Annotated in this window: 24 protein-coding genes and 1 riboswitch; of the genes, 5 read left to right on the forward strand and 19 right to left on the reverse strand. The window is 62.1% G+C overall.

Features of this window, described 5'->3' with window-relative positions; all coding sequences use genetic code 11:
• Positions 1–37 precede the first annotated feature (37 nt).
• The 14 genes from HDC32_RS08850 to cobO form a co-directional block, all read right to left on the reverse strand.
• Positions 38–589, reverse strand: a complete 552-nt coding sequence (locus HDC32_RS08850) for a glutathione peroxidase (RefSeq protein ID WP_027603814.1) — start codon at positions 587–589, stop codon at positions 38–40.
• Between the two features lie 35 nt (positions 590–624).
• Complete coding sequence (locus HDC32_RS32050; RefSeq protein WP_256663489.1) at positions 625–747, reverse strand: hypothetical protein; 123 nt, start codon at positions 745–747, stop codon at positions 625–627.
• Entirely contained in the window at positions 744–1943 is a 1200-nt protein-coding gene (locus HDC32_RS08855; protein WP_184744146.1) for an MFS transporter, read from the reverse strand. Before HDC32_RS08855 ends, HDC32_RS32050 begins: the two co-directional genes overlap by 4 nt.
• Before the next feature lie 63 nt (positions 1944–2006).
• On the reverse strand, positions 2007–2411 hold the full coding sequence (locus tag HDC32_RS08860; protein ID WP_090400092.1) for a MarR family winged helix-turn-helix transcriptional regulator: 405 nt from the start codon (positions 2409–2411) through the stop codon (positions 2007–2009).
• 42 nt (positions 2412–2453) lie between these two features.
• Positions 2454–3182, reverse strand: coding sequence for an adenosylcobinamide-GDP ribazoletransferase (locus HDC32_RS08865; RefSeq protein WP_131698605.1), 729 nt, complete (start codon positions 3180–3182; stop codon positions 2454–2456).
• Positions 3183–3184: 2 nt separating this feature from the next.
• The gene (gene cobC, locus HDC32_RS08870; protein WP_184743586.1) at positions 3185–3760 is read right to left on the reverse strand and encodes an alpha-ribazole phosphatase family protein; all 576 of its coding nucleotides are present in this window, start codon (positions 3758–3760) and stop codon (positions 3185–3187) included.
• Positions 3757–4812, reverse strand: a complete 1056-nt coding sequence (gene cobT, locus HDC32_RS08875; RefSeq protein ID WP_184743588.1) for a nicotinate-nucleotide--dimethylbenzimidazole phosphoribosyltransferase — start codon at positions 4810–4812, stop codon at positions 3757–3759. The genes cobC and cobT overlap by 4 nt, the downstream gene beginning before the upstream one ends.
• Positions 4809–5330, reverse strand: a complete 522-nt coding sequence (cobU, locus tag HDC32_RS08880; RefSeq protein ID WP_131698608.1) for a bifunctional adenosylcobinamide kinase/adenosylcobinamide-phosphate guanylyltransferase — start codon at positions 5328–5330, stop codon at positions 4809–4811. The genes cobT and cobU overlap by 4 nt, the downstream gene beginning before the upstream one ends.
• A gap of 97 nt (positions 5331–5427) precedes the next feature.
• The gene (locus HDC32_RS08885; RefSeq protein WP_184743591.1) at positions 5428–6879 is read right to left on the reverse strand and encodes a cobyric acid synthase; all 1452 of its coding nucleotides are present in this window, start codon (positions 6877–6879) and stop codon (positions 5428–5430) included.
• Complete coding sequence (gene cobD / locus HDC32_RS08890; protein WP_131698610.1) at positions 6876–7865, reverse strand: threonine-phosphate decarboxylase CobD; 990 nt, start codon at positions 7863–7865, stop codon at positions 6876–6878. Before cobD ends, HDC32_RS08885 begins: the two co-directional genes overlap by 4 nt.
• Positions 7858–8766 carry an adenosylcobinamide-phosphate synthase CbiB gene (gene cbiB, locus HDC32_RS08895; protein WP_131698611.1) on the reverse strand — a complete coding sequence of 303 codons (909 nt, stop codon included), beginning with the start codon at positions 8764–8766 and terminating at the stop codon, positions 7858–7860. Before cbiB ends, cobD begins: the two co-directional genes overlap by 8 nt.
• On the reverse strand, positions 8763–9413 hold the full coding sequence (bluB, locus tag HDC32_RS08900) for a 5,6-dimethylbenzimidazole synthase (protein ID WP_131698612.1): 651 nt from the start codon (positions 9411–9413) through the stop codon (positions 8763–8765). The genes cbiB and bluB overlap by 4 nt, the downstream gene beginning before the upstream one ends.
• Positions 9410–10759 carry a cobyrinate a,c-diamide synthase gene (locus tag HDC32_RS08905; RefSeq protein WP_145336985.1) on the reverse strand — a complete coding sequence of 450 codons (1350 nt, stop codon included), beginning with the start codon at positions 10757–10759 and terminating at the stop codon, positions 9410–9412. Before HDC32_RS08905 ends, bluB begins: the two co-directional genes overlap by 4 nt.
• Positions 10756–11367: a cob(I)yrinic acid a,c-diamide adenosyltransferase gene (cobO, locus tag HDC32_RS08910; RefSeq protein ID WP_027603802.1), complete on the reverse strand. Its 612-nt coding sequence runs from the start codon at positions 11365–11367 to the stop codon at positions 10756–10758. Before cobO ends, HDC32_RS08905 begins: the two co-directional genes overlap by 4 nt.
• 72 nt (positions 11368–11439) lie before the next feature.
• A riboswitch (cobalamin riboswitch) is annotated at positions 11440–11697 on the reverse strand.
• 99 nt (positions 11698–11796) lie between these two features.
• On the opposite strand from cobO, the gene HDC32_RS08915 reads away from it, so the two are divergent.
• Entirely contained in the window at positions 11797–13110 is a 1314-nt protein-coding gene (locus tag HDC32_RS08915) for a sorbosone dehydrogenase family protein (RefSeq protein WP_184743594.1), read from the forward strand.
• 73 nt (positions 13111–13183) lie between these two features.
• Here the strand turns inward: HDC32_RS08915 and HDC32_RS08920 are convergent, their stop codons facing one another.
• The 5 genes from HDC32_RS08920 to HDC32_RS08940 all read right to left on the reverse strand — a co-directional run bounded on the left by HDC32_RS08920 (position 13184) and on the right by HDC32_RS08940 (position 17784).
• The gene (locus HDC32_RS08920; RefSeq protein WP_131698615.1) at positions 13184–13720 is read right to left on the reverse strand and encodes a C40 family peptidase; all 537 of its coding nucleotides are present in this window, start codon (positions 13718–13720) and stop codon (positions 13184–13186) included.
• Positions 13721–13864: 144 nt separating this feature from the next.
• Entirely contained in the window at positions 13865–14509 is a 645-nt protein-coding gene (locus HDC32_RS08925; RefSeq protein ID WP_053133099.1) for a C40 family peptidase, read from the reverse strand.
• Positions 14510–14718: 209 nt separating this feature from the next.
• Complete coding sequence (hda, locus tag HDC32_RS08930) at positions 14719–15423, reverse strand: DnaA regulatory inactivator Hda (RefSeq protein WP_027603798.1); 705 nt, start codon at positions 15421–15423, stop codon at positions 14719–14721.
• Positions 15424–15626: 203 nt separating this feature from the next.
• Positions 15627–16700, reverse strand: a complete 1074-nt coding sequence (locus HDC32_RS08935; RefSeq protein WP_145336987.1) for an AI-2E family transporter — start codon at positions 16698–16700, stop codon at positions 15627–15629.
• 43 nt (positions 16701–16743) lie between these two features.
• Positions 16744–17784, reverse strand: a complete 1041-nt coding sequence (locus tag HDC32_RS08940; protein ID WP_184743597.1) for a DUF2066 domain-containing protein — start codon at positions 17782–17784, stop codon at positions 16744–16746.
• A gap of 357 nt (positions 17785–18141) precedes the next feature.
• Here HDC32_RS08940 and purM point away from each other — a divergent pair, with 357 nt between their 5' ends.
• From purM to HDC32_RS08960, 4 genes are all read left to right on the forward strand, one after another.
• Positions 18142–19200: a phosphoribosylformylglycinamidine cyclo-ligase gene (gene purM, locus HDC32_RS08945; protein WP_014719398.1), complete on the forward strand. Its 1059-nt coding sequence runs from the start codon at positions 18142–18144 to the stop codon at positions 19198–19200.
• Positions 19200–19850, forward strand: a complete 651-nt coding sequence (gene purN, locus HDC32_RS08950) for a phosphoribosylglycinamide formyltransferase (RefSeq protein WP_065909707.1) — start codon at positions 19200–19202, stop codon at positions 19848–19850. The genes purM and purN overlap by 1 nt, the downstream gene beginning before the upstream one ends.
• A gap of 8 nt (positions 19851–19858) precedes the next feature.
• Positions 19859–20572, forward strand: coding sequence for a DUF3108 domain-containing protein (locus HDC32_RS08955; protein ID WP_131698618.1), 714 nt, complete (start codon positions 19859–19861; stop codon positions 20570–20572).
• Between the two features lie 308 nt (positions 20573–20880).
• On the forward strand, positions 20881–21069 hold the full coding sequence (locus HDC32_RS08960; protein ID WP_131698619.1) for a hypothetical protein: 189 nt from the start codon (positions 20881–20883) through the stop codon (positions 21067–21069).
• Positions 21070–21182: the final 113 nt, after the last annotated feature.

Genomic DNA, 21182 nt, shown 5'->3' on the forward strand with positions numbered 1-21182 from the left:
TCCTGCAAGGGAGGCGGGGCTTTTTAGTGCCCGATAATCAGGGTTTAGACGCTATCGCCTGCTCCACAGCCTTGATCAGGTCAGGGCTGTCCGGCTTGGTGAGGCTGGAGAAATCGGCAATCACCTTGCCCTGTCGGTCGACCACGTACTTGTAGAAATTCCACTTCGGCGCGTTGCTCTGCTGCGCCAATACCTTGAACAGGTGCACCGCGTCCGGTCCCTTGACCTTCTGCGGCTCGGTCATGGTGAAGGTGACGCCGTAATTCACGTAGCAGACCTTGGCGGTTTCTTCGCCGGTCTTGGCTTCCTGCTTGAAGTCATCGGATGGCACGCCGATCACCTCCAACCCTTCATCCTTGTAGCGCTGATAAAGTGCTTCGAGGCCTTTGAATTGCGGCGCGAACCCGCAAAAGCTCGCCGTGTTGACGATAACCAAGGGCTTACCGGCAAAACGTTGGCACAGGTCGATGGATTCCTTGGCGCGCAGCTTGGGCAATTGGCCCTCCAGCAACGGCGGGCAATCGGCAGCCAACGCCACACCGCCAAAAGCAGCCATCAGCACGGGTACAGCAAGCCAGCGCATCTGCATGTCGAAACGTCCTTTAAAGAGTTCAGGGATCGAACTTAACAGATCGACATACCCAGTTGCATCAACGCCAGGCCACCGCGCTGCCAGCCCCACCAGGCCAGGGCCAGCAACAGCGCTATCGCTGCTGCCCCGCCGAACCAATACCAGGTCGCACTCATGCCGCCTCCATCTGCGCCTGCAATCGCGCCACCGGCCGCTCACGCACCGGCCAATTCAAGGCTGCGGCGAGCACACTCAACAGGATCGCCACTTGCCAGATCAAATCGTAGTTACCGGTTCGATCATAGACTACCCCGCCCAACCAACCGCCAAGGAACGAGCCGAGCTGGTGGAAAAGGAACACGATCCCACCCAGCATGGACAGGTTTCGTACCCCAAACAACGTGGCGACCGTGCCGTTGGTCAGCGGTACCGTGGACAACCACAGGAAGCCCATTGCCATGCCGAACAGGTAGGCCGTGACTTCGGTCACCGGTGCCCACAGGAACAGCATGATCACCACCGCGCGCAGCAGGTACAACCCAGTCAACAAGCGCGGCTTGGACATGCGCCCGCCGAGCCAGCCGGCGGTGTAGGTGCCGAAGATATTGAACAGCCCGATCAACGCCAACACCGTGGTGCCGACCGTGGCCGGCAAGTGCTGGTCCACCAGGTAGGCCGGCAGGTGCACACCAATAAACACCACCTGAAAGCCACAGACGAAAAAGCCGAAGGCCAGCAGCCAGAACCCGGAGTGGGAGCAGGCTTCCTTCAAGGCTTCACGCAGGGTTTGCTGGCCAGCCATCACCGGCAGCGGGCGGTCCTTGAGCATGCTCACCAGCGGCAGGATCAGCGCCACCATCAAGCCCAACACCAGCAAGGCTGCCGACCAACCCAGCCAGCTGATCAAGCCCAAGGTACCCGGCACCATGGCGAACTGGCCAAACGAACCGGCAGCGCTGGCAATGCCCATGGCCATGCTGCGCTTTTCCGGCGCCACGGCGCGGCCGACCACGCCCAGAATCACCGAGAACGATGTACCCGACAGGCCAATCCCGATCAGCAGGCCGGCACTCAAGGACAACGACCACGCCGAATCCGACATGCCCATCAACACCAGGCCTGCGGCGTATAACACCCCGCCGACAAACACCGCCCTGGTGGCGCCGAAACGGTCGGCCAAGGCACCGGTAAACGGCTGCGCCAGGCCCCAGATCAGGTTCTGCAAGGCGATGGCAAAGGCAAAGGTCTCACGGCCCCAGCCGAATTCGCTGCTCATCGGCGCCAGGAACAGGCCGAAACCGTGCCGCACGCCCAAGGACAACGCCAGTATCAGCGCACTCCCTAAAAGGATCCAACCGCTGGTGCGCCACATCGACGTCATTTCTTATTCTCCGCTCACGGGTATATACCCGCTTGTGTTCGAACAAACCCGCGTTCATGCGAGTTCATCCAGCAAGGCCAACAGGGTTTCGCGTTTTTCCGCGCCGAGTTGATCGATCAATTTCTGTTGCGCCGCCTCCCAGGCGGGTAACGCTGCGGCCAGGCGCTCTTCACCGGCTGCGGTCAACAGCACCAGGCGGTTGCGCAGGTCATCGCCCTCCACCATCTGCACCAGGCCCTCACCTTCCAACACCCGCAGGTTGCGCCCCAAAGTGCTGCGATCCAGGCCCATGGCGTCGGCCAGGCTGGAAATGCTCGGTTGATCGAGGCGCTGCAAGTTGCACAGCAAGGAATACTGGGCGACGTTGATCCCGAAGCCGTCGAGGGCGCCGTCGTAATGCCTGCTGACGCCCCGGGCGGCACGTCGCAGGTTGGTGCATAAACATTGGGAGGCAAGCATGGAACGTGTATATACCCGCGATTAAGGAAATGCAAGAAAGTGTTACAACGCCAAACCGACCAGAACAGCGACTTCCAACAGCTCCAGCAGCGCGCCAGCGGTGTCGCCGGTGGTGCCGCCGAGACGATTGACCATCAGTTGACGCAGTCCCATGAAACACACAGCCGCGAGCAGCACGGCGAGCCCCCCGCTGAAACCGCCGATCAGGATGCAGGCCAGGCCACTGAGGATCAGCACCTGTTGACCGACGATGCGCGGTAAATGATCCGACAGCGCTTGGCCCAACCCACCCGCTCGCACATAACGCGTGGTCAGGAACAACCCCAGCATCGACGCCCGCCCGATCAACGGCGCGAGAATCAACGCCACACCGTTGCGTTGTTCGATCAAGGCCACCAGCGCGGTGAACTTGAGCAGCAACACTAGGCCCAGGGTGACCACGGCAATCGGCCCGCTACGCGGGTCTTTCATGATGCTGAGGGTGCGCTCGCGGTCGCCGAAGCCACCCAGCCAGGCATCGGCAGTGTCCGCCAGGCCATCGAGGTGCAGGCCGCCGCTGAGCAACACCCAGGCCGTCAGCAGCAGCGCGGCGTGCAACAACAGCGGTGATCCGGTCAATAGTGTGTTCAGGCCCCACAGCAGCACGCCGAACAGCAACCCGACCACGGGATAAAACAGCAACGAGCGCCCCAGCTCCTGCGGTTGCGGCATACCCGGCAGGCGAATCGGCAAACTGCTCAGGAACTGCACGGCGATCCAGAACGGCAGCATGCTCAGATTCCTTCCTTCAACAGGCCATCGGCGGCGACTTGCAGGTTGAACAACCCGCCATGACCGACTTCGACATTCAGCAACTGCTCACGGGGCAGCCCCCGAGCCTGGGCCAACAGCAAACGCATCACCCCTCCGTGGCTGATCAACAGCACACGCTCACCGGCATACGCCTTATGCAGGCGTAGGACCGCGCCCAAAACCCGCTGGGAAAACTCGCTGACCGGTTCGCCCTGGGGCGGCGTGAAGCTATACGGATCGGCCCAGAACCGGCCCAAACCTTCGGCGTCGGTCTCCATCAGCGCCGCCGCACTCTGCCCTTCCCAGGCACCGAAGTGCAGTTCCTGCAGGTCTTTTTCCAGGCTCACCGGCACATTCAGCCGCGCGCCCAGTTCATCCGCGAACCGCGCGCAGCGTTGCAGCGGCGAGCTGATCAACCGATCCCAAGGCCCCTGCGCCACCACGGCGGAGCGCATCTGTTCCCAGCCCTTGGCGGTCAATGCATCGTCCAGGCTGCCGCGCAGGCCACCCCCCAGTTCGGTTTCGCCATGGCGCAGCAGGTCCAGGTGCAAGGTCATGCCGGACGGTCTGCCACGGCCGCTTCGGCAAACGTCGCCATTTGCCCGTGCAGCGCACAGGCCAGGCGCAGCAACGGCACCGCCAACGCCGCGCCACTGCCCTCGCCCAGGCGCAGGCCCAGTTCCAGCAACGGCTGTGCGTCGAGGCTCTGCAAGACATGGCGATGGCCAGGCTCGGCGCCGCGATGACCGAACAGCAGCCAGTCGCGGCACGCCGGGTTCAAGCGCGTGGCGACGAGCGCAGCGACGGTGCAGATAAACCCATCTACCAGCACCACAATGCCTTCCTGGGCGCAGGCCAGATAAGCGCCCACCAAGGCAGCGATTTCAAAGCCACCGAGATTGCACAGGGTTTGCAGCGCATCCCCACGCTGCGCGGCATGCAAGGCCAGCGCGCGCTCGATCACCGCCACCTTGTGACTGACGCCTTGGGCATTCAACCCGGTGCCCGGGCCTGTCAGGTCGGTCACCTGGCAATCGAGCAAAGCGCAGGCCAGCGCACTGGCGGCGGTGGTGTTGCCGATGCCCATCTCGCCGCCGACAAACAACTGCGCACCGCTTTCACGGGCGCGCAGCACACTGTCGCGCCCCGCCTGCAATGCCAATCGGCCCTGGGCGCCGGTCATTGCCGGGCCCTTGACGAAATTGGCGGTGCCCGCGCCGAGATTCAGGTGACGGACGCCAGGCAGGCTCAGCGAAGGGCTCACCGTGCCGAGGTCGACCACTTCCAACTGCGCATCCAGTTGCCGCGCCAATACGCTGATGGCCGCGCCACCGGTGACAAAGTTATGCAGCATCTGCCCGGTCACTTCCTGGGGAAACGCCGATACACCCTCGGCAACCACACCATGGTCACCGGCAAAGATGGCAATCCACAGCTGATCCACCGACGGTTTGACCTGGCCCTGCAAGCCGGCCAATTGCACCGCCAGCGCTTCCAGCTGGCCCAGGGAACCGGCCGGTTTGGTCAATTGCTGCTGGCGCGCCAGGGCTTGTTCGTACGCCGAGGCGTCAATGGCCTTACAAGGGTTGAGCCACCAGGTGTCAGTCATAACGCAGTACCTTTCAACGTCAGGGGCAGGCCGGCAACCGTCAGGACAACACGCTGACACCGCTCGGCCAAGGCTTGATGCAGCCAACCGGCTTCATCCACATAGCGGCGAGTCAATTCGCCCAGCGGCACGACACCCAGACCGGTCTCGTTGCTGACAAAAATAATTTCACCCGGCAGCACGGCCAGGGTTTCCAGCAATTGATCGCGCTCAAACGCCAGGCGCTGCGCGTCTTCGAGCATCAGCAGATTGGTCAGCCACAGGGTCAGGCAATCCACCAACAGGCAACGACCGGGCGCAGCATTTTCGCGTAGCACACGCGCCAGCTCGACAGGTTCTTCGATCAAACCCCAGTGGTCAGGACGACGCTCGCGATGCAAGGCAACGCGGGCATTCATCTCGCCGTCAAGCGGTTGGCTGGTGGCGATATAGATGACGGGCAAAGCGCTGTCGCTGGCGAGCTTTTCGGCCAGGCGGCTTTTACCGGAACGAGCGCCGCCTAAAATCAGTTGAAGCATGAGACACCCCCTACCCACCCACCATAAGTGGCCGTTACCGCAGGAATGGATATGTACACCGAAAGCCCCCTCCCACATTTGAACCGTGTGTACACCCTTAAACCCCACACAGATTGCGCAACAAATCGGTATCCAAATGGTTCTCCACTAAATCCGCCAACCGTTCGATATCGCGCTCGCGCAGGGCGTGATAATCCACCGCCTGCACATCCTGCAACCCGGCCCAACGCAGCAACGCACTGCAGGCCGCCGGGGTCTCGAACAAGCCGTGCAGATACGTGCCGAGAATCTGCCCGTCAGCGCTTTGCGCGCCGTCACTGCGACCGTCATCCAGCAGCACGGCGGCGTTCGACAGGGCAGCGCCGCACGTCACGCCCGCATGGATCTCATACCCGCTGACCTCGGCATTCTCCAGCAACAAACGCCCGCGAACATTACGCAGTTGCTTCTCTTCTTCCAGGGTGGTGCTGAATGCCAGCAGCCCCAGGCCGTCGCTGGAACCCGCTGGCCCTTCCAGGCCCAACGGGTCGTGCACCTGCTCACCGAGCATCTGCAAGCCGCCGCAAATCCCCAGCACCTTGCCGCCGTAGCGCAAGTGCCGCGCCACGGCGGTGTCCCAGCCATTGGCACGCAGGTAGGCGAGGTCGCTGCGCACGCTTTTCGAGCCGGGCAGGATGATCAGGTCGGCGGCCGGAATCGGCTGGCCCGGCCCGATGAACTGCAAGTCCACTTGGGGGTGCAGGCGCAGCGGATCAAAATCCGTATGGTTGCTGATGCGCGGCAACACCGGCACAACTACCTTGAGCACCTGCGCCGCCTTGTCGGTTTGGCGCCGGTCGATGCCGTCCTCGGCTTCCAGGTGCAGGTCCATCACGTAGGGCAATACGCCGACCACCGGTTTGCCGGTGCGTGCTTGCAACCAATCCAGGCCGGGTTGCAGCAGTGCAATGTCGCCGCGAAAACGGTTGATGATGAAACCTTTGACCCGCGCCTGTTCGCTGGGCGAGAGCAATTCCAGGGTGCCGACCAGATGGGCGAACACCCCGCCGCGATTGATGTCGGCAATCAGCAGCACCGGGCAATCCACCGCTTCGGCGAAACCCATGTTGGCGATGTCGTTGGCGCGCAGGTTGATCTCGGCCGGGGAGCCTGCGCCTTCCACCATCACCACCGGGTAGGCTTCGCTCAACCGCGCGTGGGAAGCCAGCACTGCCTGCATCGCGGTGGCTTTGTAGTCGTGATAGGCCACCGCGTTCATGCTGGTCACGGCGCGGCCATGGATGATCACCTGGGAGCCGGTGTCGCTGTTGGGCTTGAGCAGCACCGGGTTCATATCGGTATGGGGCGCCAGGTTGGCCGCCTGGGCCTGCACCGCCTGGGCCCGGCCGATCTCGCCGCCCTCGGCCGTCACCGCACTGTTGAGCGCCATGTTCTGTGGTTTGAACGGCACCACGGCAATGCCCTGGCGTACCAGCCAACGGCACAACGCGGTCACCAGGGTACTTTTGCCGGCATCGGAGGTGGTGCCTTGCACCATCAGCGTACTCATGAGGCGTCCTTGTAGGCTGCCAGCGCTTCGTCAAGGCGCAGCCAATCGGCCTCGGTGTCGGGCAGGCCAAACCGCACGCTGCTGTTGTGCACAAACAGGCGCAGCAAGATGCCGCGTTGCGCCATGAATTCGTGCATGCGCTCGGCGTGCGGGGTGATCAACCATTGGAACAACGCGCAGCCGCCCTGGGGTTGAAAGCCACGGCGTTCGAGCATTTCAAACAAACGCTGGGCGGCCTCGGTGCAGCGTGCCCGCTGCCGTGCATGGCCGGCGGTATCGCGCAGGCACACTTGGCCCAGCACCCGCGTCGGCCCGCTGACGGCCCACGGCCCGACCTGTTCGGCCAGCAGTTTGAGCAGCCTGCGTTCGGCCAGCACAAAGCCCAGGCGCACCCCGGCCAGGCCGAAAAACTTGCCGAACGAACGCAGCACAATCAGGCCGACCTGATGGGCCTGGTTCGCCAGGCTCAACTGCGGGGTGACATCCATGAACGCTTCGTCCACCACCAGCCAGCCGCCGCGCTGGGCCAGCCTTGTGTGCCAGTCCAGCAGGCGCTGCGGGGTCAGGCTAAGTCCGGTGGGGTTATTGGGATTGACCACCACCAGCACGTCGAGGCCGTCGAGGAAGAAGTCGACTTCCTGCTCCTGCACTTCACGCACCACGTAACCAGCGCGACGCCAGGCCTCGGCGTGCTCGGCGTAGCACGGCGACAGCACGCCGACCTTGCCGGCACGGCGCAGGCGTGGCAGCAATTGAATCGCCGCCTGGGAGCCGGGCACCGGCAGAACATGCGCGGCGCCGTAATACTCGCTGGCCGCCTGTTCCAGGCCGTCGTCCGATTCCGGCAAGCGCGCCCAGGCCCGCAGCGGAATCTCGGGGATCGGCCACGGCCAGGGCGCGAGGCCGCTGGAAAGGTCGAGCCAATCGGCCTCGGCAATCCCGTACTGAATCGCTGCCTTGCGCAGCCGGCCACCGTGCTCAAGCATAAAATTGCCCTCCCACGCATAGAATCAGCAACCACAACCATACGCCGCGCTGCACCAGTTGCCAGCCACGGTCGATGGAGTCGGCATCCGCCGCCGGGCCTTCGCCCAGTTGCGGACGATGGTGCACCTCGCCGTGGTAAATCGCGGCGCCGCCCAGCTCAACGCCCAACGCGCCAGCGCCGGATGCCATCACCGGCCCGGCATTGGGGCTGTCCCAGGTCGGCCCCTGGGTGCGCCAGCATTTGAGGGCCAGGCGGGTTTTGCCCAGCACGGCGTAGGTCAAAGCCACCAGGCGTGCAGGAATATAGTTGAGTACATCGTCGATCTTGGCCGCGGCCCACCCGAAGCGCTCGAAGCGTTCATTGCGATAGCCCCACATGGCGTCGAGGGTGTTGCTCAGGCGGTAGAGCACTACGCCTGGCACACCGGCGACGACAAACCAGAACAGCGCGGCAAACACCGCATCGCTGCCGTTTTCCAGCACCGATTCGGTGGCGGCGCGGGCGACTTCGGTGCGGTCCAGTTCGCTGGTCTGGCGGCTGACCAGGTAGCTCACCCGTGTGCGGGCCGCGTCGAGGTCATCGCTGCGCAGGGCCTGGGCCACCGGGATCACATGCTCGCCGAGGCTGCGCATGCCGAGGGCGCAGTACAACGCGAGGATCTCCAGAACCCAGCCGATATACGGCGCCCACGACAACGCGGTGGCCAGCAGGGTCAACGGCACCACGGCGATAAACCACGCGGTCACGCCATGGCTGCGCCAGCCACGGCCACCGCTGTTGAAACGCTGCTCGATGCGCCCGGCAAAATTGCCGAACGCCACCAGCGGATGCCAGCGCCTGGGCTCGCCCAGCAGCGCATCCAGCGCCACCGCAGCGACACACAGCAAGGCCACACTCATTGACTCACTCCCCACACATTCTCATACAACATGTCACTCAACGGCCGAGGCTCGGTCCAGCCTTCGAGCTGCAACATCGGTGCCGGGTAAAATTCCGTCACCGGCCCCAGGCACAAGACCGCCAGGGGTTTCGCACCGGGCGGCAGGCCCAGCAGGTCGGCCAGGGCCTGGGGTTCGAACAGCGAGACCCAGCCCATGCCCAGCCCCTCGACCCGCGCGGCCAGCCACAGGTTCTGGATCGCACAGGACAGCGACGCCAGGTCCATCTCCGGCAGGGTACGCCGCCCGAAGATGTGGCGCTCGCGATCATCCATCAACGCCGCCACCAGCACTTCGGCGCAGTCGTGGATACCTTCGACCTTGAGCTTCATGAACGCGTCGGAGCGCTCGCCCAACGCCTCGGCGGTGCGCACGCGCTCTTCTTCCACCAACTGTTGAATCTGGCTTCGCAACGCGCGGTCGCTGATGCGGATAAACCGCCAAGGCTGCATCAGGCCGACGCTGGGGGCCTGGTGCGCGGCCTGGAGCAGGCGATGCAGCAATTCGGGGGCGACCATGCCGCCGCTGAAGTGACGCATGTCGCGGCGTTCGGCGATGGCGCGGTAGACGGCGTCGCGGTCGGCCTGGGGGAAAGCGTTGTCGGTCATAGCCCTATTGGGGGCAAGCCCCCTCCCACAGTGGATAGGGTTTCAGCTCGGTCCGGCGCAAACAAGGCGGCTACCGCCGTCGGATTCGACGGGAAATAGAAGTGCACGTAAGAGGCGGTCATCCGCCCCTGTCGGAAGACCGCTTCGGCACCGCGCCCGCCGTTCGGGCTGAGGCCACGGGCAATCGGCTGGCACTCGGTGCTGGTCAGGGAATGATGATACGTGTGCCCGCGCAGCACGCCTTCCGGCAGTTCGACGCTTTGCAGGGCCAGGGCGGCCAGTTTCTTTTGCATCACCGCATCGCCTTGCAGCAGGCCGACCAGTTCGGCGCGGATGCCGTCGACATCGGTGAGCGAATCCAGCAGGTAGAGCATGCCGCCGCACTCAGCGAGCAAGGGCTTGCCGGCGGCATGGTGGTTACGAATAGCTTCAAGCATCGGGGTGTTTTCCGACAGCGCCTGGTGATGAAGTTCCGGGTAACCGCCGGGCAAATAGAGGCTGTCAGCCTCGGGCAGCTGGCGATCATGGATCGGCGAGAAAAACGTCAGTTCGGCCCCCATCGCTCGCAGCAGGTCAAGGCTGGCGCCATAGGTAAAGGCGAAGGCTTCGTCACGGGCCACCGCAATGCGTACACCGGCCAGCAACGGCTCGGCCGCGATCACTTCCGGCGCGGCGAAGGTCACCGGTGGCGGCAATGCAACTTCACAGCTGCTGCCCAATGCCTGGGCGGCGGCGTCCAGGCGCACGTCGAGATCGTTCAGCTCGCTGGCTTGCACCAGGCCCAAATGGCGGCTGGGCAGTTCGATCCCGGTTTCGCGGGACAGTGCGCCATACCAGCGCAGGCCTTCGGTCAGGCTGCCTTCCAGCAGTTGCGCATGGCGCAGGGTACCGACGCGGTTGGCCAGCACCCCGGCGAATGGCAGGTCCGGCTGATAGCGCGCCAGGCCTAGGGCCAGGGCGCCAAAGGTCTGGGCCATGGCGGTGCCGTCGATTACTGCGAGCACCGGCACGCCGAAGTGCCGCGCCAGGTCGGCGCTGGACGGTGTGCCATCGAACAGACCCATCACGCCTTCGATCAGGATCAGGTCGGCCTCGCCCGCCGCTTCCCACAGCAGGCGACGACTTTCCTGCTCGCCCACCATCCACATGTCCAACTGATACACCGGCGCACCGCTGGCGCGCTCGTGGATCATCGGGTCCAAGAAGTCCGGGCCGCATTTGAACACGCGCACCTTGCGCCCCAGGTTGCGGTGCAAACGGGCCAGCGCGGCGGTGACGGTGGTTTTGCCCTGGCCGGACGCCGGTGCGGCGATCAGGACGGCCGGGCAATGACGGGGCTGATTCAAAGTTCGACGCCCTTCTGTGCCTTGATACCGGCCTGGAACGCGTGCTTGAGCATGCCCATTTCGGTGACGGTGTCGCCCATTTCGATCAATTCAGGCTTGGCGCCACGGCCGGTGACCACCACGTGTTGCATCGGCGGACGGGCCTGCAGGTCGCTGAGAACCTGATCGAGGTCCAGGTAGCCATGCTTGAGGGCGATGTTCAGCTCATCCAGCACCACCAGGCCGATGGTGGGGTCTTGCAGCAGTTCACGGGAGACGGCCCAGGCGGCTTCGGCGGCGGCGATATCGCGTTGGCGGTCCTGGGTCTCCCAGGTGAAGCCTTCGCCCATCACGTGGAAACGCACCTGTTCGGGGAAGCGACGGAAGAACAACTCCTCACCGGTGCTGTTGCGCCCCTTGATGAACTGCACCACACCACACTGCATGCCGTGGCCCATGGCGCGCGCGAGCATGCCGAATGCGGAGCTGCTCTTGCCTTTGCCGTTGCCGGTCAGCACCAGCAGCAAGCCGCACTCATTGGGGGAATTGGCGATGCGCTCGTCGATCACGGCTTTTTTGCGCAGCATGCGCGCCAGGTGGCGTTCGTCGCGGTCGGGGGTATCGGTCATGGCAGCTCTCCGTTGGGGCTGGACAAAAACGGCAGGCAGGAAAAAACAGACAGCCAAGCATCGCCCACCGTGATGCTGTTGGATGATCCAGGCCGGTCTCCGGGCTCATGAGTGGCGCGCTTGCTCATCTACAGAGCGAACACGCCGACGGCGCGCCTTCCCATATCGCGGGCGATACAGTGGCAAAAGGCACCGTCTTGACTCATTTACCGTTGCGGGGGCAGCGCCGGAATCGCGGCAGCACTGTGTACAAGTGCGCTCGCTCACCGGCTTCCCTGTTTCACTCGGTCGACCCATGGGTCACAGAGCACCTGGAACAAGCCGCGAAGGTTAGTGGGTTGGGGGTGGAGCGTCAATTAAAGCTGGCCTTGCACTTGAACCATCGCACCAGCGCCCTCCTCTACCCTTACAGGTATCAAGGAGAACACCATGCATAAAACCAGACTCGCCCTACTCATCATGCTCGCCGGCACCCTCGCGGCCTGCGGTGAAAGCTCCACCCTGCAGGTGTCCGACGGCACCGGGCCATCGCCCAAGCTACCGGAGCCAAACAACACTCTGATTCCCACCGTGAACATTGCCCCGGCAATCGGCTGGCCAGAGGGCGTGAAGCCGACCGCAGCGGCCGGCACCCAAGTGGCGGCGTTCGCCGAAGGCCTGGACCACCCGCGCTGGCTGTATGTGCTGCCCAACGGCGATGTGCTGGTGGCAGAAACCAATGCGCCGCCCAAACCGGATGATTCCACGGGCATTCGCGGCTGGGTCATGGAGAAGGTCATGGGCCGCGCCGGCGCCGGGGTGCCAAGCCCGAACCGCATCACTCTGTTGCGCGATGCCGATCACGATGGCGTCGCCGAGACCCGCACGGTGTTCCTGGAAAACCTCAACTCGCCCTTCGGCATGACACTGGTCGGCAATGACCTGTACGTGGCCGATTCGGACAAGCTGTTGCGCTTCCCCTATCAAGCGGGCGAAACCGCGATCAAGGCACCTGGCACCAAGGTGGTCGACCTGCCGGGCGGCCCCCTGAATCACCACTGGACCAAGAACGTGATCGCCAGCAAGGACGGCAGCAAGTTGTACGTGAGCGTTGGCTCCAACAGCAACGTCGGTGAGAACGGTCTTGAAGCGGAACAGGGCCGCGCGGCTATCTGGGAAGTGGATCGCGCCAGCGGCCAGCACCGCATTTTCGCTTCCGGCCTGCGCAACCCTAACGGCATGGCCTGGGAACCCCAGAGCGGCAAGCTATGGACAGCGGTAAACGAGCGCGATGAGATCGGCAGCGACCTGGTGCCGGACTACATCACCTCGGTCAAGGATGGCGGGTTCTATGGCTGGCCCTTCAGCTATTACGGCCAGCATGTGGATGTGCGCGTCACACCGCAGAACCTGGACCTGGTCGCCAAGGCAATTGCGCCGGACTATGCGGTAGGGCCGCACACGGCGTCTTTGGGCCTGACGTTCGCCGAGGGCAGCAAACTCCCGGCGCCGTTCAGCAACGGCGCATTCATCGGCCAGCATGGCTCGTGGAATCGCAAGCCACACAGTGGCTACAAGGTGATCTTCGTACCATTCGAGGGTGGCCAGCCTAAAGGTCAGCCGGTGGATGTGCTGACCGGGTTCCTCGATAACGATGAGAAAGCCATGGGCCGGCCCGTGGGCGTGGTGATTGATCAGCAGGGTGATCTGCTGGTGGCGGATGATGTGGGGAATAAGGTCTGGCGGGTGTCGGCGGCTAAATAAACGCCCCTAGAAGCAACACAAACCCAATGTGGGAGGTGGCTTGCTCCCTCCCACATTGAGCTTGGTGTTTGACTCAGGGATTACGTGCCAGATTTGCTGGCAACACACGCTTGGCGCTCAGATAAGCATTCTGCCAATACGCCTTGGACAAGGTATCCAGCTTCACCGTACCGCCGGTTTGCGGTGCATGGACAAAGCGGCCTTCGCCCACATAGATCCCGGCGTGGCTGACCTGGGAACCGCCACCGGTGGCGAAGAACAGCAAATCGCCGGTTTGCAGGTTCTGCTCACTGACATCCTGGGCGCGCATCACGATCAGTTCGCGGGTGGTGCGCGGCAGGGAGATGCCGGCGGCGTCGCGGAAGACAAAGCCGATCAGGCCGCTGCAATCAAAACCCGAGTCCGGCGTGTTGCCGCCCCAACGGTAAGGCGTGCCGACCAGACCCAGCGCACGAAAGAGCACGTCTTCGGCCGCAGGCGAGAAATTCTGGGTGGAATAGTTGAATACCGGCTTGGGCTTGACCGCAACGGGAGCAGGCGGCGGCCGGCTGGCGCAGGCGCTGATAAGCGCGGCGCAGAGAATAAGGAGCAGGCGGGCTGTGGTCGACATGTGCAGAACAATCCTGGTCTGGATGCGGCTATCGCTGCCGAACGCTGAAAACCAGAACGCGCAAGCAAAGCTCGCGCGAACGGATTACAACAATGTCCAGGGATTCTAGCGCTTACACGTCAAACTTCAAGTATCACTTTAAGTTTACTTACTGGCGGTAACCGTAGTCGGGGCCATGGCGAGTGCGCGCTTGGCTTCGATGAAGGTTTTGCTCCAGTAGCTGTCGCCCAGGCTGTCGACTCGAACACCGCCACTGCGACGACTGCTGGAGTGGATAAACTGGTTATCGCCCAGGTAGATACCGGCGTGGCTTACGCGACCACGGCCTGCTGTACTGAAGAAAAGCAGATCACCGGGCTTGAGGTTATTGCGCGCGACCAACGGTGCTTTCACGTTGATCATTTCGCGAGTGGAGCGTGGCAGGTTCATGCCAGCTTCTTCACGAAACAGGTAGCCGATAAAACCGCTGCAGTCGAAACCGGCCTCAGAGGTACCGCCGAAACGGTAACGGGTACCGATCAGGGACATGCCGCGTTCGAGGATGCTGTCGGCCAGAACTGGAAGCTGGTAAGGCTTGTTGCCGGAAAAATCGGCCAGTTCCTTTTCGGTTGCTTGCTCTTCTTTATAAAGCGTTTCTTCATAAACAGAAGCAGATTGTGCAGCAACGAATTTTGCCTGGGACTGTTGTTGAGTTTTTTGCTGCTCAACCACCTGTTGAGGGTGGGAGGCGCAACCAAACAACAGGGTAACGAGTGCGAGGGGCACGAGGGGTGCGAAGCGATTTAGCATGGGCACGACCGTGGCTGGTATGTAAAGAAGTCGAGACTATGCCTTCTATCACATCGATTTGCAAATTCAATCGTGATCTATGTGACTTCGCGATTGGACTATGACATCTAAGCCGTAATTCCATTTATCGGTTCAAATGCGTAGCCAACGTGGCTTAAACGCAGGATTTCTGGCGCCTGTAAATTGCCGAATCCCGTAGATTCAACCAGTTACCAGCCCAAAGTTTCTTTGAGAAAAGGGATCGTCAATTTTCGTTGAGCCTGCAAAGAGGCCTGATCGAGCTGTTCGAGCAAATCGAACAACGCGCTCATGCTGCGGGTGCCACGGGTGAGGATAAAGTGCCCGACTTCATCGGTGAGGTGCAGGCCGCGACGGGATGCGCGCAATTGCAGGGCGCGCAATTTGTCTTCGTCGGACAGCGGGCGCATCTGGAAGATCAGCGCCAGGGTCAGGCGCGACTTGAGGTCGGCCAGCTTCACCGGCAACTCGCGTGGCGAGGTAGAAGCAGCAATCAACAAGCGCCGGCCGCTGTCACGCAAGCGGTTGAACAGATGGAACAGCGCCTCTTCCCAATCCGCCTTGCCGGCCACCGCCTGCAGATCGTCCAGGCACACCAGTTCGTATTGCTCAAGGTTGTCGAAGATCCCGATGCCCCGATCCATCAACTCGGCCAGGGGCAGGTAGACCGCCGGCTCGCCCATCTGTTCGAAACGCAGGCACGCAGCCTGCAACAGATGGGTACGCCCCACGCCGTGCTTGCCCCACAGATAGATCAGGCTTTCGGTCCACCCGGCGTCGGCTTCGCAGAGCCGCTCGACATAGCCGAGTGCAGCGGCATTGGCGCCTGGGTAGTAATTGATAAAGGTAGCGTCATCACGCAGACGCACACCTAAGGGCAGCTGAATCGGTTTCATGCTGACTGAACGGCTCCCATCGAACCGTTAGTGGCCTCTGTGTAAAGTTTGCAAAGTTTATACCCGTGACGCCGGGCGCACAATGCAGCAGACCGCAAGCAAAATCAAAGGTTTGCGTTAACTTGCCGGTTTTAAGCGGATTGTTTGACGCCGTAGCCCCATAAACAACAAACCCGGCTGAAGCCGGGTTTATGACGCAGCGGTTACAGCTCGGGGTCTTCGACCCCCGTATAGGCGTCGGAATCCTTGTACAAATCGTGCATGTGGCGCACCAGCACCATGATCACCGCCGCCACCGGCAGGGCCAGCAGGATACCGGTAAAGCCGAACAGCTCGCCGCCCGCCAGGATCGCAAAGATCACCGCCACCGGGTGCATGCCAATCCGGTCCCCCACCAGCAACGGCGTGAGCACCATGCCCTCTAAGGCCTGGCCGACCATGAACACCGCGACAATCCCCAGCATCGGGTACAGGTCGCCGCCAAACTGGAACAACCCGGCCACCAACGCCGCGCCGATACCGATCACAAAACCCATATACGGCACGATAGCGGCAAGGCCGGCAATCAGGCCGATCAACAGGCCCAGCTCCAGGCCGATGGCCATCAAGCCTGCCGCGTAGATGATCCCCAGTGCCAGCATCACCAGCAACTGCCCGCGCACAAAGGCGCCAAGCACCTCATGGCACTCGCCGGCCAGGGCTACGATGCGCTCTTCGCGGCTGCGTGGTAGCAGGCTGCGGATCTTGGCCATCATGATGTCCCAATCGCGCAGCAGGTAGAACGCCACCACCGGGATCAGCACCAGGTTGGTCAGCCAGCCGATCAGCGCCAGGCTGGAGGCGGTCGCCTGACTGAGGATCACCCCCACAATATCGGTGGTCTGCCCCATGTGCTCGCTGATCGCCGCCTTGACCTTGTCGAACTTCCAGAAACCGTCCGCCAGCCCGAGCTTGGTTTGGGCCCACGGCATCGCTGTGTGCTGCAGCCAGTCGAGCATCTGCGGCGCCAGCTCATAGAGCCGAAACAGTTGCTTGGCCAGCATTGGCACAAGCACCAGCACCAGCGCGGTGATGATCAACGTGAACAACGCAAACACTGCAACCACACCCAAGGTCCGCGACAGACCGGCTTTTTCCAGGCGATCCACCACGGGATCGAACAGATAGGCGAGCAGCAACGCAACCAGGAACGGCGTCAGGATCGAATGCAGCAAGAACACAAAAACGCACAGCAGGACGATCCCGCCAAGCCACACCCAACGACGCGTATCCGCCATAAACCACTCCATTACTTGCTTCTATCTATATAGGAAGAACTTTTTACCAGCGAAAACGCAGTTGCGCCTGGGGCTCCGGGGCGGCGGCCGGTTGCGTACCATCGATGACCGGTTGCTGAGTTGGGGCCTCACCCGCAGGCACCTCCTGCAATTTGGCCAGGCTCAACTGGGTACGCAACTGATCGGCGCTGCCGTTGACCCGGTACACAATACGATTGCCATCCACCCATTGCGGCTGACCGCCAAACGGCTCAAGCAGGTGCCCCAACGCCGCGTACCGCTCCAGGTTCATGCCCTGCACTTCCAGCAATTGTTCGGTACTCACACCGGGCTTGACCGCAAAGCGCGGCGCCAGTTTTTGGCTGACAGCCAGCATGACCGCATCGGCCAGCGCGCCAGTGTCGGCGCCTTGCGCGGTGCCCTGCTCGCTCTTGTCGCCCAGCCATAGTCGCCATTTGGCCTGCCATTGATTGCCTTCCTGGCGTGCATGCACGGCAAGCAAGGCGTCGGCACCGTAGCGCTCGGACGCGGCACGCAACGGTGTGGCGTCGGCACTTTCCAGATTCGGCGCCGTGGCGACGACCTGCTCATCCAGATCCCCCAGCGGCAGGCGCAACGGCAAGCCACGGTGTTGTGCCGCACGGCGCAACGCCTGGGCGACAGCCTGACCATCGCCGACCAGGCTGCTGCCTTCGGTGGAGTCGTTCAGCCACCAGCCGAGGATCGATGGCCGGTTGCTGCCCCAGATCGACAGGCCGGCGTCACGCAAGGCGCGATCAGTGCTGACCGGATCGAAGTCCACTTGCAAGCTCTCGGGCGGGCCGGCGTCGTAACCGTATTGAGTGATGATTTGCTGCGGATCCTTGCGAATCGCCGCCAGGCCCGGGCCTTCGGCGGCCTTGGCATCGCCGGTGAGGCGGATGACCAGGGTCTGCACCGCACGCTGAGTGGCCTGGTCGCGCTCTTGCGGGGACTGGCTGCTGACCGGTTCAAGTACTTGATAAAGGCCATTGAGGGTTTCGGCATGACTCGCCAGGCTGATCAACGACAAGCAGCCTACAAAAAAGACATTACACAGACGCATGGAAGATTCCCGAACGACAAATTTAGCGGCTGGAACAGACCGCGTGAAATCGGCATAGCCAGGCTGTGACCACAGCGACAACTAAAACATTCACGGGGTCCCGGTAAGTTTTCGCCATGTCATTAACGACAGCGGTTTAAAGGCTATACCTTAATACGTGCCTGAACAGACCCGATTAGCATTTTTTTAACCTGCTTTTTTAAATCTATGTGCCCTGCCCGTCGGCCCGAGGATGGCCGCTGCCCCTCAAGCCTGATAAAATCGCGCGCCTTCGCAGACCGTCAACGGCTGGGCCTTTTACCAAAAGCGCCTGCCCGCTCGGTCGTTACCCCTGAATCCCCCCTAAAGGCCTGGATCATGAGCAAGCAACCCTCCCTGAGCTACAAGGACGCCGGTGTAGACATCGACGCCGGTGAAGCATTGGTCGAACGCATCAAGAGCGTCGCCAAGCGCACCGCGCGCCCCGAAGTCATGGGCGGCCTGGGCGGTTTTGGCGCCCTCTGCGAGATCCCGGCAGGCTACAAGCAGCCTGTATTGGTTTCCGGCACCGACGGTGTGGGCACCAAGCTGCGCCTGGCACTGAACCTGAACAAGCACGACAGCATTGGCATCGATCTGGTGGCCATGTGCGTCAACGACCTGGTGGTATGCGGTGCCGAGCCGTTGTTCTTCCTCGACTACTATGCCACCGGCAAGCTGAACGTCGAGACCGCCACCCAGGTGGTGACCGGCATCGGCGCCGGCTGCGAACTGTCGGGTTGCTCCCTGGTCGGCGGCGAAACCGCTGAAATGCCAGGTATGTACGAAGGCGAAGACTACGACCTGGCCGGCTTCTGCGTCGGCGTCGTGGAAAAAGCCGAGATCATCGACGGCTCCAAAGTGGCTGCCGGTGACGCCCTGCTCGCCCTGCCATCGTCCGGCCCGCACTCCAACGGTTACTCGCTGATCCGCAAGATCATCGAAGTGTCCGGCGCCGACATCGAGAACATCCAACTCGACGGCAAACCGCTGACCGACCTGCTGATGGCCCCGACCCGCATTTACGTCAAGCCGCTGCTCAAGCTGATCAAGGACACCGGCGCCGTCAAGGCCATGGCCCACATCACCGGTGGCGGCCTGCTGGACAACATCCCGCGCGTACTGCCAAAAGGCGCCCAGGCGATCGTCGACGTGGCCAGCTGGCAGCGTCCTGCGGTATTCGACTGGCTGCAAGAGAAAGGCAACGTCAACGAAACCGAAATGCACCGCGTGCTGAACTGCGGCGTGGGCATGGTCATCTGCGTGGCGCAAGAACACGTTGAAACCGCGCTGAACGTTCTGCGTGAAGCCGGCGAGCAGCCTTGGGTCATCGGCCAGATCGCCACCGCCGCCGAAGGCGCGGCTCAGGTTGAACTGAAGAACCTCAAGGCGCATTGATGTCCCAGACCTGTGATGTCGTGGTGCTGCTCTCCGGCACCGGCAGTAACTTGCAGGCCCTGATCGACAGCACGCGCACCGGCGACAGCCCGGTGCGCATCGCTGCGGTGATCTCCAACCGCAGCGACGCCTACGGCCTGCAACGCGCCAGGGACGCGGGTATCGAAACCCGCTCGCTGGATCACAAGGCTTTCGAAGGCCGCGAGGCCTTCGACAGCGCCCTGGTCGACCTGATCGACGCCTTCAACCCCAAACTCGTGGTACTGGCCGGTTTCATGCGCATCCTCAGCGCTGATTTCGTGCGCCACTATGAAGGGCGCCTGCTGAATATCCACCCGTCCCTGCTGCCCAAATACAAAGGCATGCACACGCACCAGCGCGCGCTGGATGCCGGTGACAGCGAGCATGGCTGCAGCGTGCACTTCGTCACCGAGGAACTCGATGGCGGGCCTCTGGTCGTACAGGCAGTGGTTCCGGTAGAGTCTGACGACTCCGCGCAGACACTTGCGCAGCGGGTTCATACCCAGGAACACAGGATTTACCCGCTGGCTGTGCGCTGGTTTGCCGAGGGGCGGTTGATTCTTGGTGACCAGGGTGCATTATTGGACGGCCAGTTACTTGCGGCCAGCGGCCACTTGATTCGAACCTAGGAGATTTTATGCGTCGCGCCTTGCTCTTCGCTTTTGCGCTGTTCGCCTTGCCTGCCGTGCAAGCGGCAGATCTACACCCGTTCTCCGCCAGCTACACCGCCGACTGGAAACAGTTGCCCATGAGTGGTTCGGCAGAACGCAGCCTGACCAAGAACGGTGACGGCACCTGGACCTTGAACTTCAAGGCTTCCATGATGATCGCCAGCCTGACCGAAACCAGCGTGATCCTATTTGATAAGGACACTCTGCAACCCAAGAGCTACACCTTCGAACGCGGCGGTTTGGGCAAGGCCAAAAAGATCAATCTGGACTTCGATCCGTCGACCAAAAAAGTAACGGGTTTTGAAAACAAAGACCCGGTCAACGTCCCTCTGCAGAGCGGCATGCTCGACAAATCGACGTACCAGCTGGCCCTGCAACGCGACGTCGCAGCGGGCAAGAAAAGCATGAGCTACAACGTGGTTGAAGGCACTGACGTCGACACCTACGACTTCCGCGTGATCGGCCCGGAAAAAGTCCAGACCAAGGTCGGCAGCATTGACGCGATCAAGGTTGAGCGCGTACGCGACCCGACTCAAAGCAAGCGCATCACCCAGATGTGGTTTGCCAAGGACCTGGGCGGCATTTTGGTAGCCCTGCGCCAGGTGGAAACCGACGGCAAGGAATACAACATCATGCTGCAGGACGGCACCGTTGACGGCAAGGCCATCAAGGGCAGCTGATTGGCTTGATGAGCTGAAAAGAGCCTCGCTGAATGCGGGGCTTTTTTTCGTCTGGGGGTTTTGGGTTCAAGTGTCTGCCGTCATCGGGAGCAAGCCCCCTCCCACATTTGAACTGCGAACACTTTCCCCTGTGGGAGGGGGCTTGCTCCCGATGGCGCCGGCATGACCAACACAGCCGGTATCAAGCTGCCGCCCAACATGAAACTTCTGTCATAAACCTCTAAAGCGGTTTACTTAGCAAGCTAACAAACCGTATAAAAAGACCTGCGACGACTTGCCGCATACCCACCAGAAATTGGAGCAAGCAGATGACTGTAAAAGTAACTGAACGCGACGACGAACATATGTCCCACGAAGCGCTGGGCCATGGGATTCATATCTGGGATGTCCACCAACAAGACCTGCTGGTCGGCATGTTTCACAACGAGAGCGATGCTCATAATTATAAAAACGAGCTTGAATCGCTTGAGTTGAAGCGCCAGGCACAAAGCTCCTGAAACTTCGAAATCCTGTAGGCCCCCCAGCCCCACGCAGCTGGGGTGCCTATCAAACACAAACCCCGCCTTTTGAGCGGGGTTTGTGTGTTCTGGGGCTGCTCCGCAGCCCAACG

The sequence above is a fragment of the Pseudomonas sp. JAI120 genome, assembly GCF_014207255.1.
In the GTDB taxonomy this organism is placed as follows: Bacteria; Pseudomonadota; Gammaproteobacteria; order Pseudomonadales; family Pseudomonadaceae; genus Aquipseudomonas.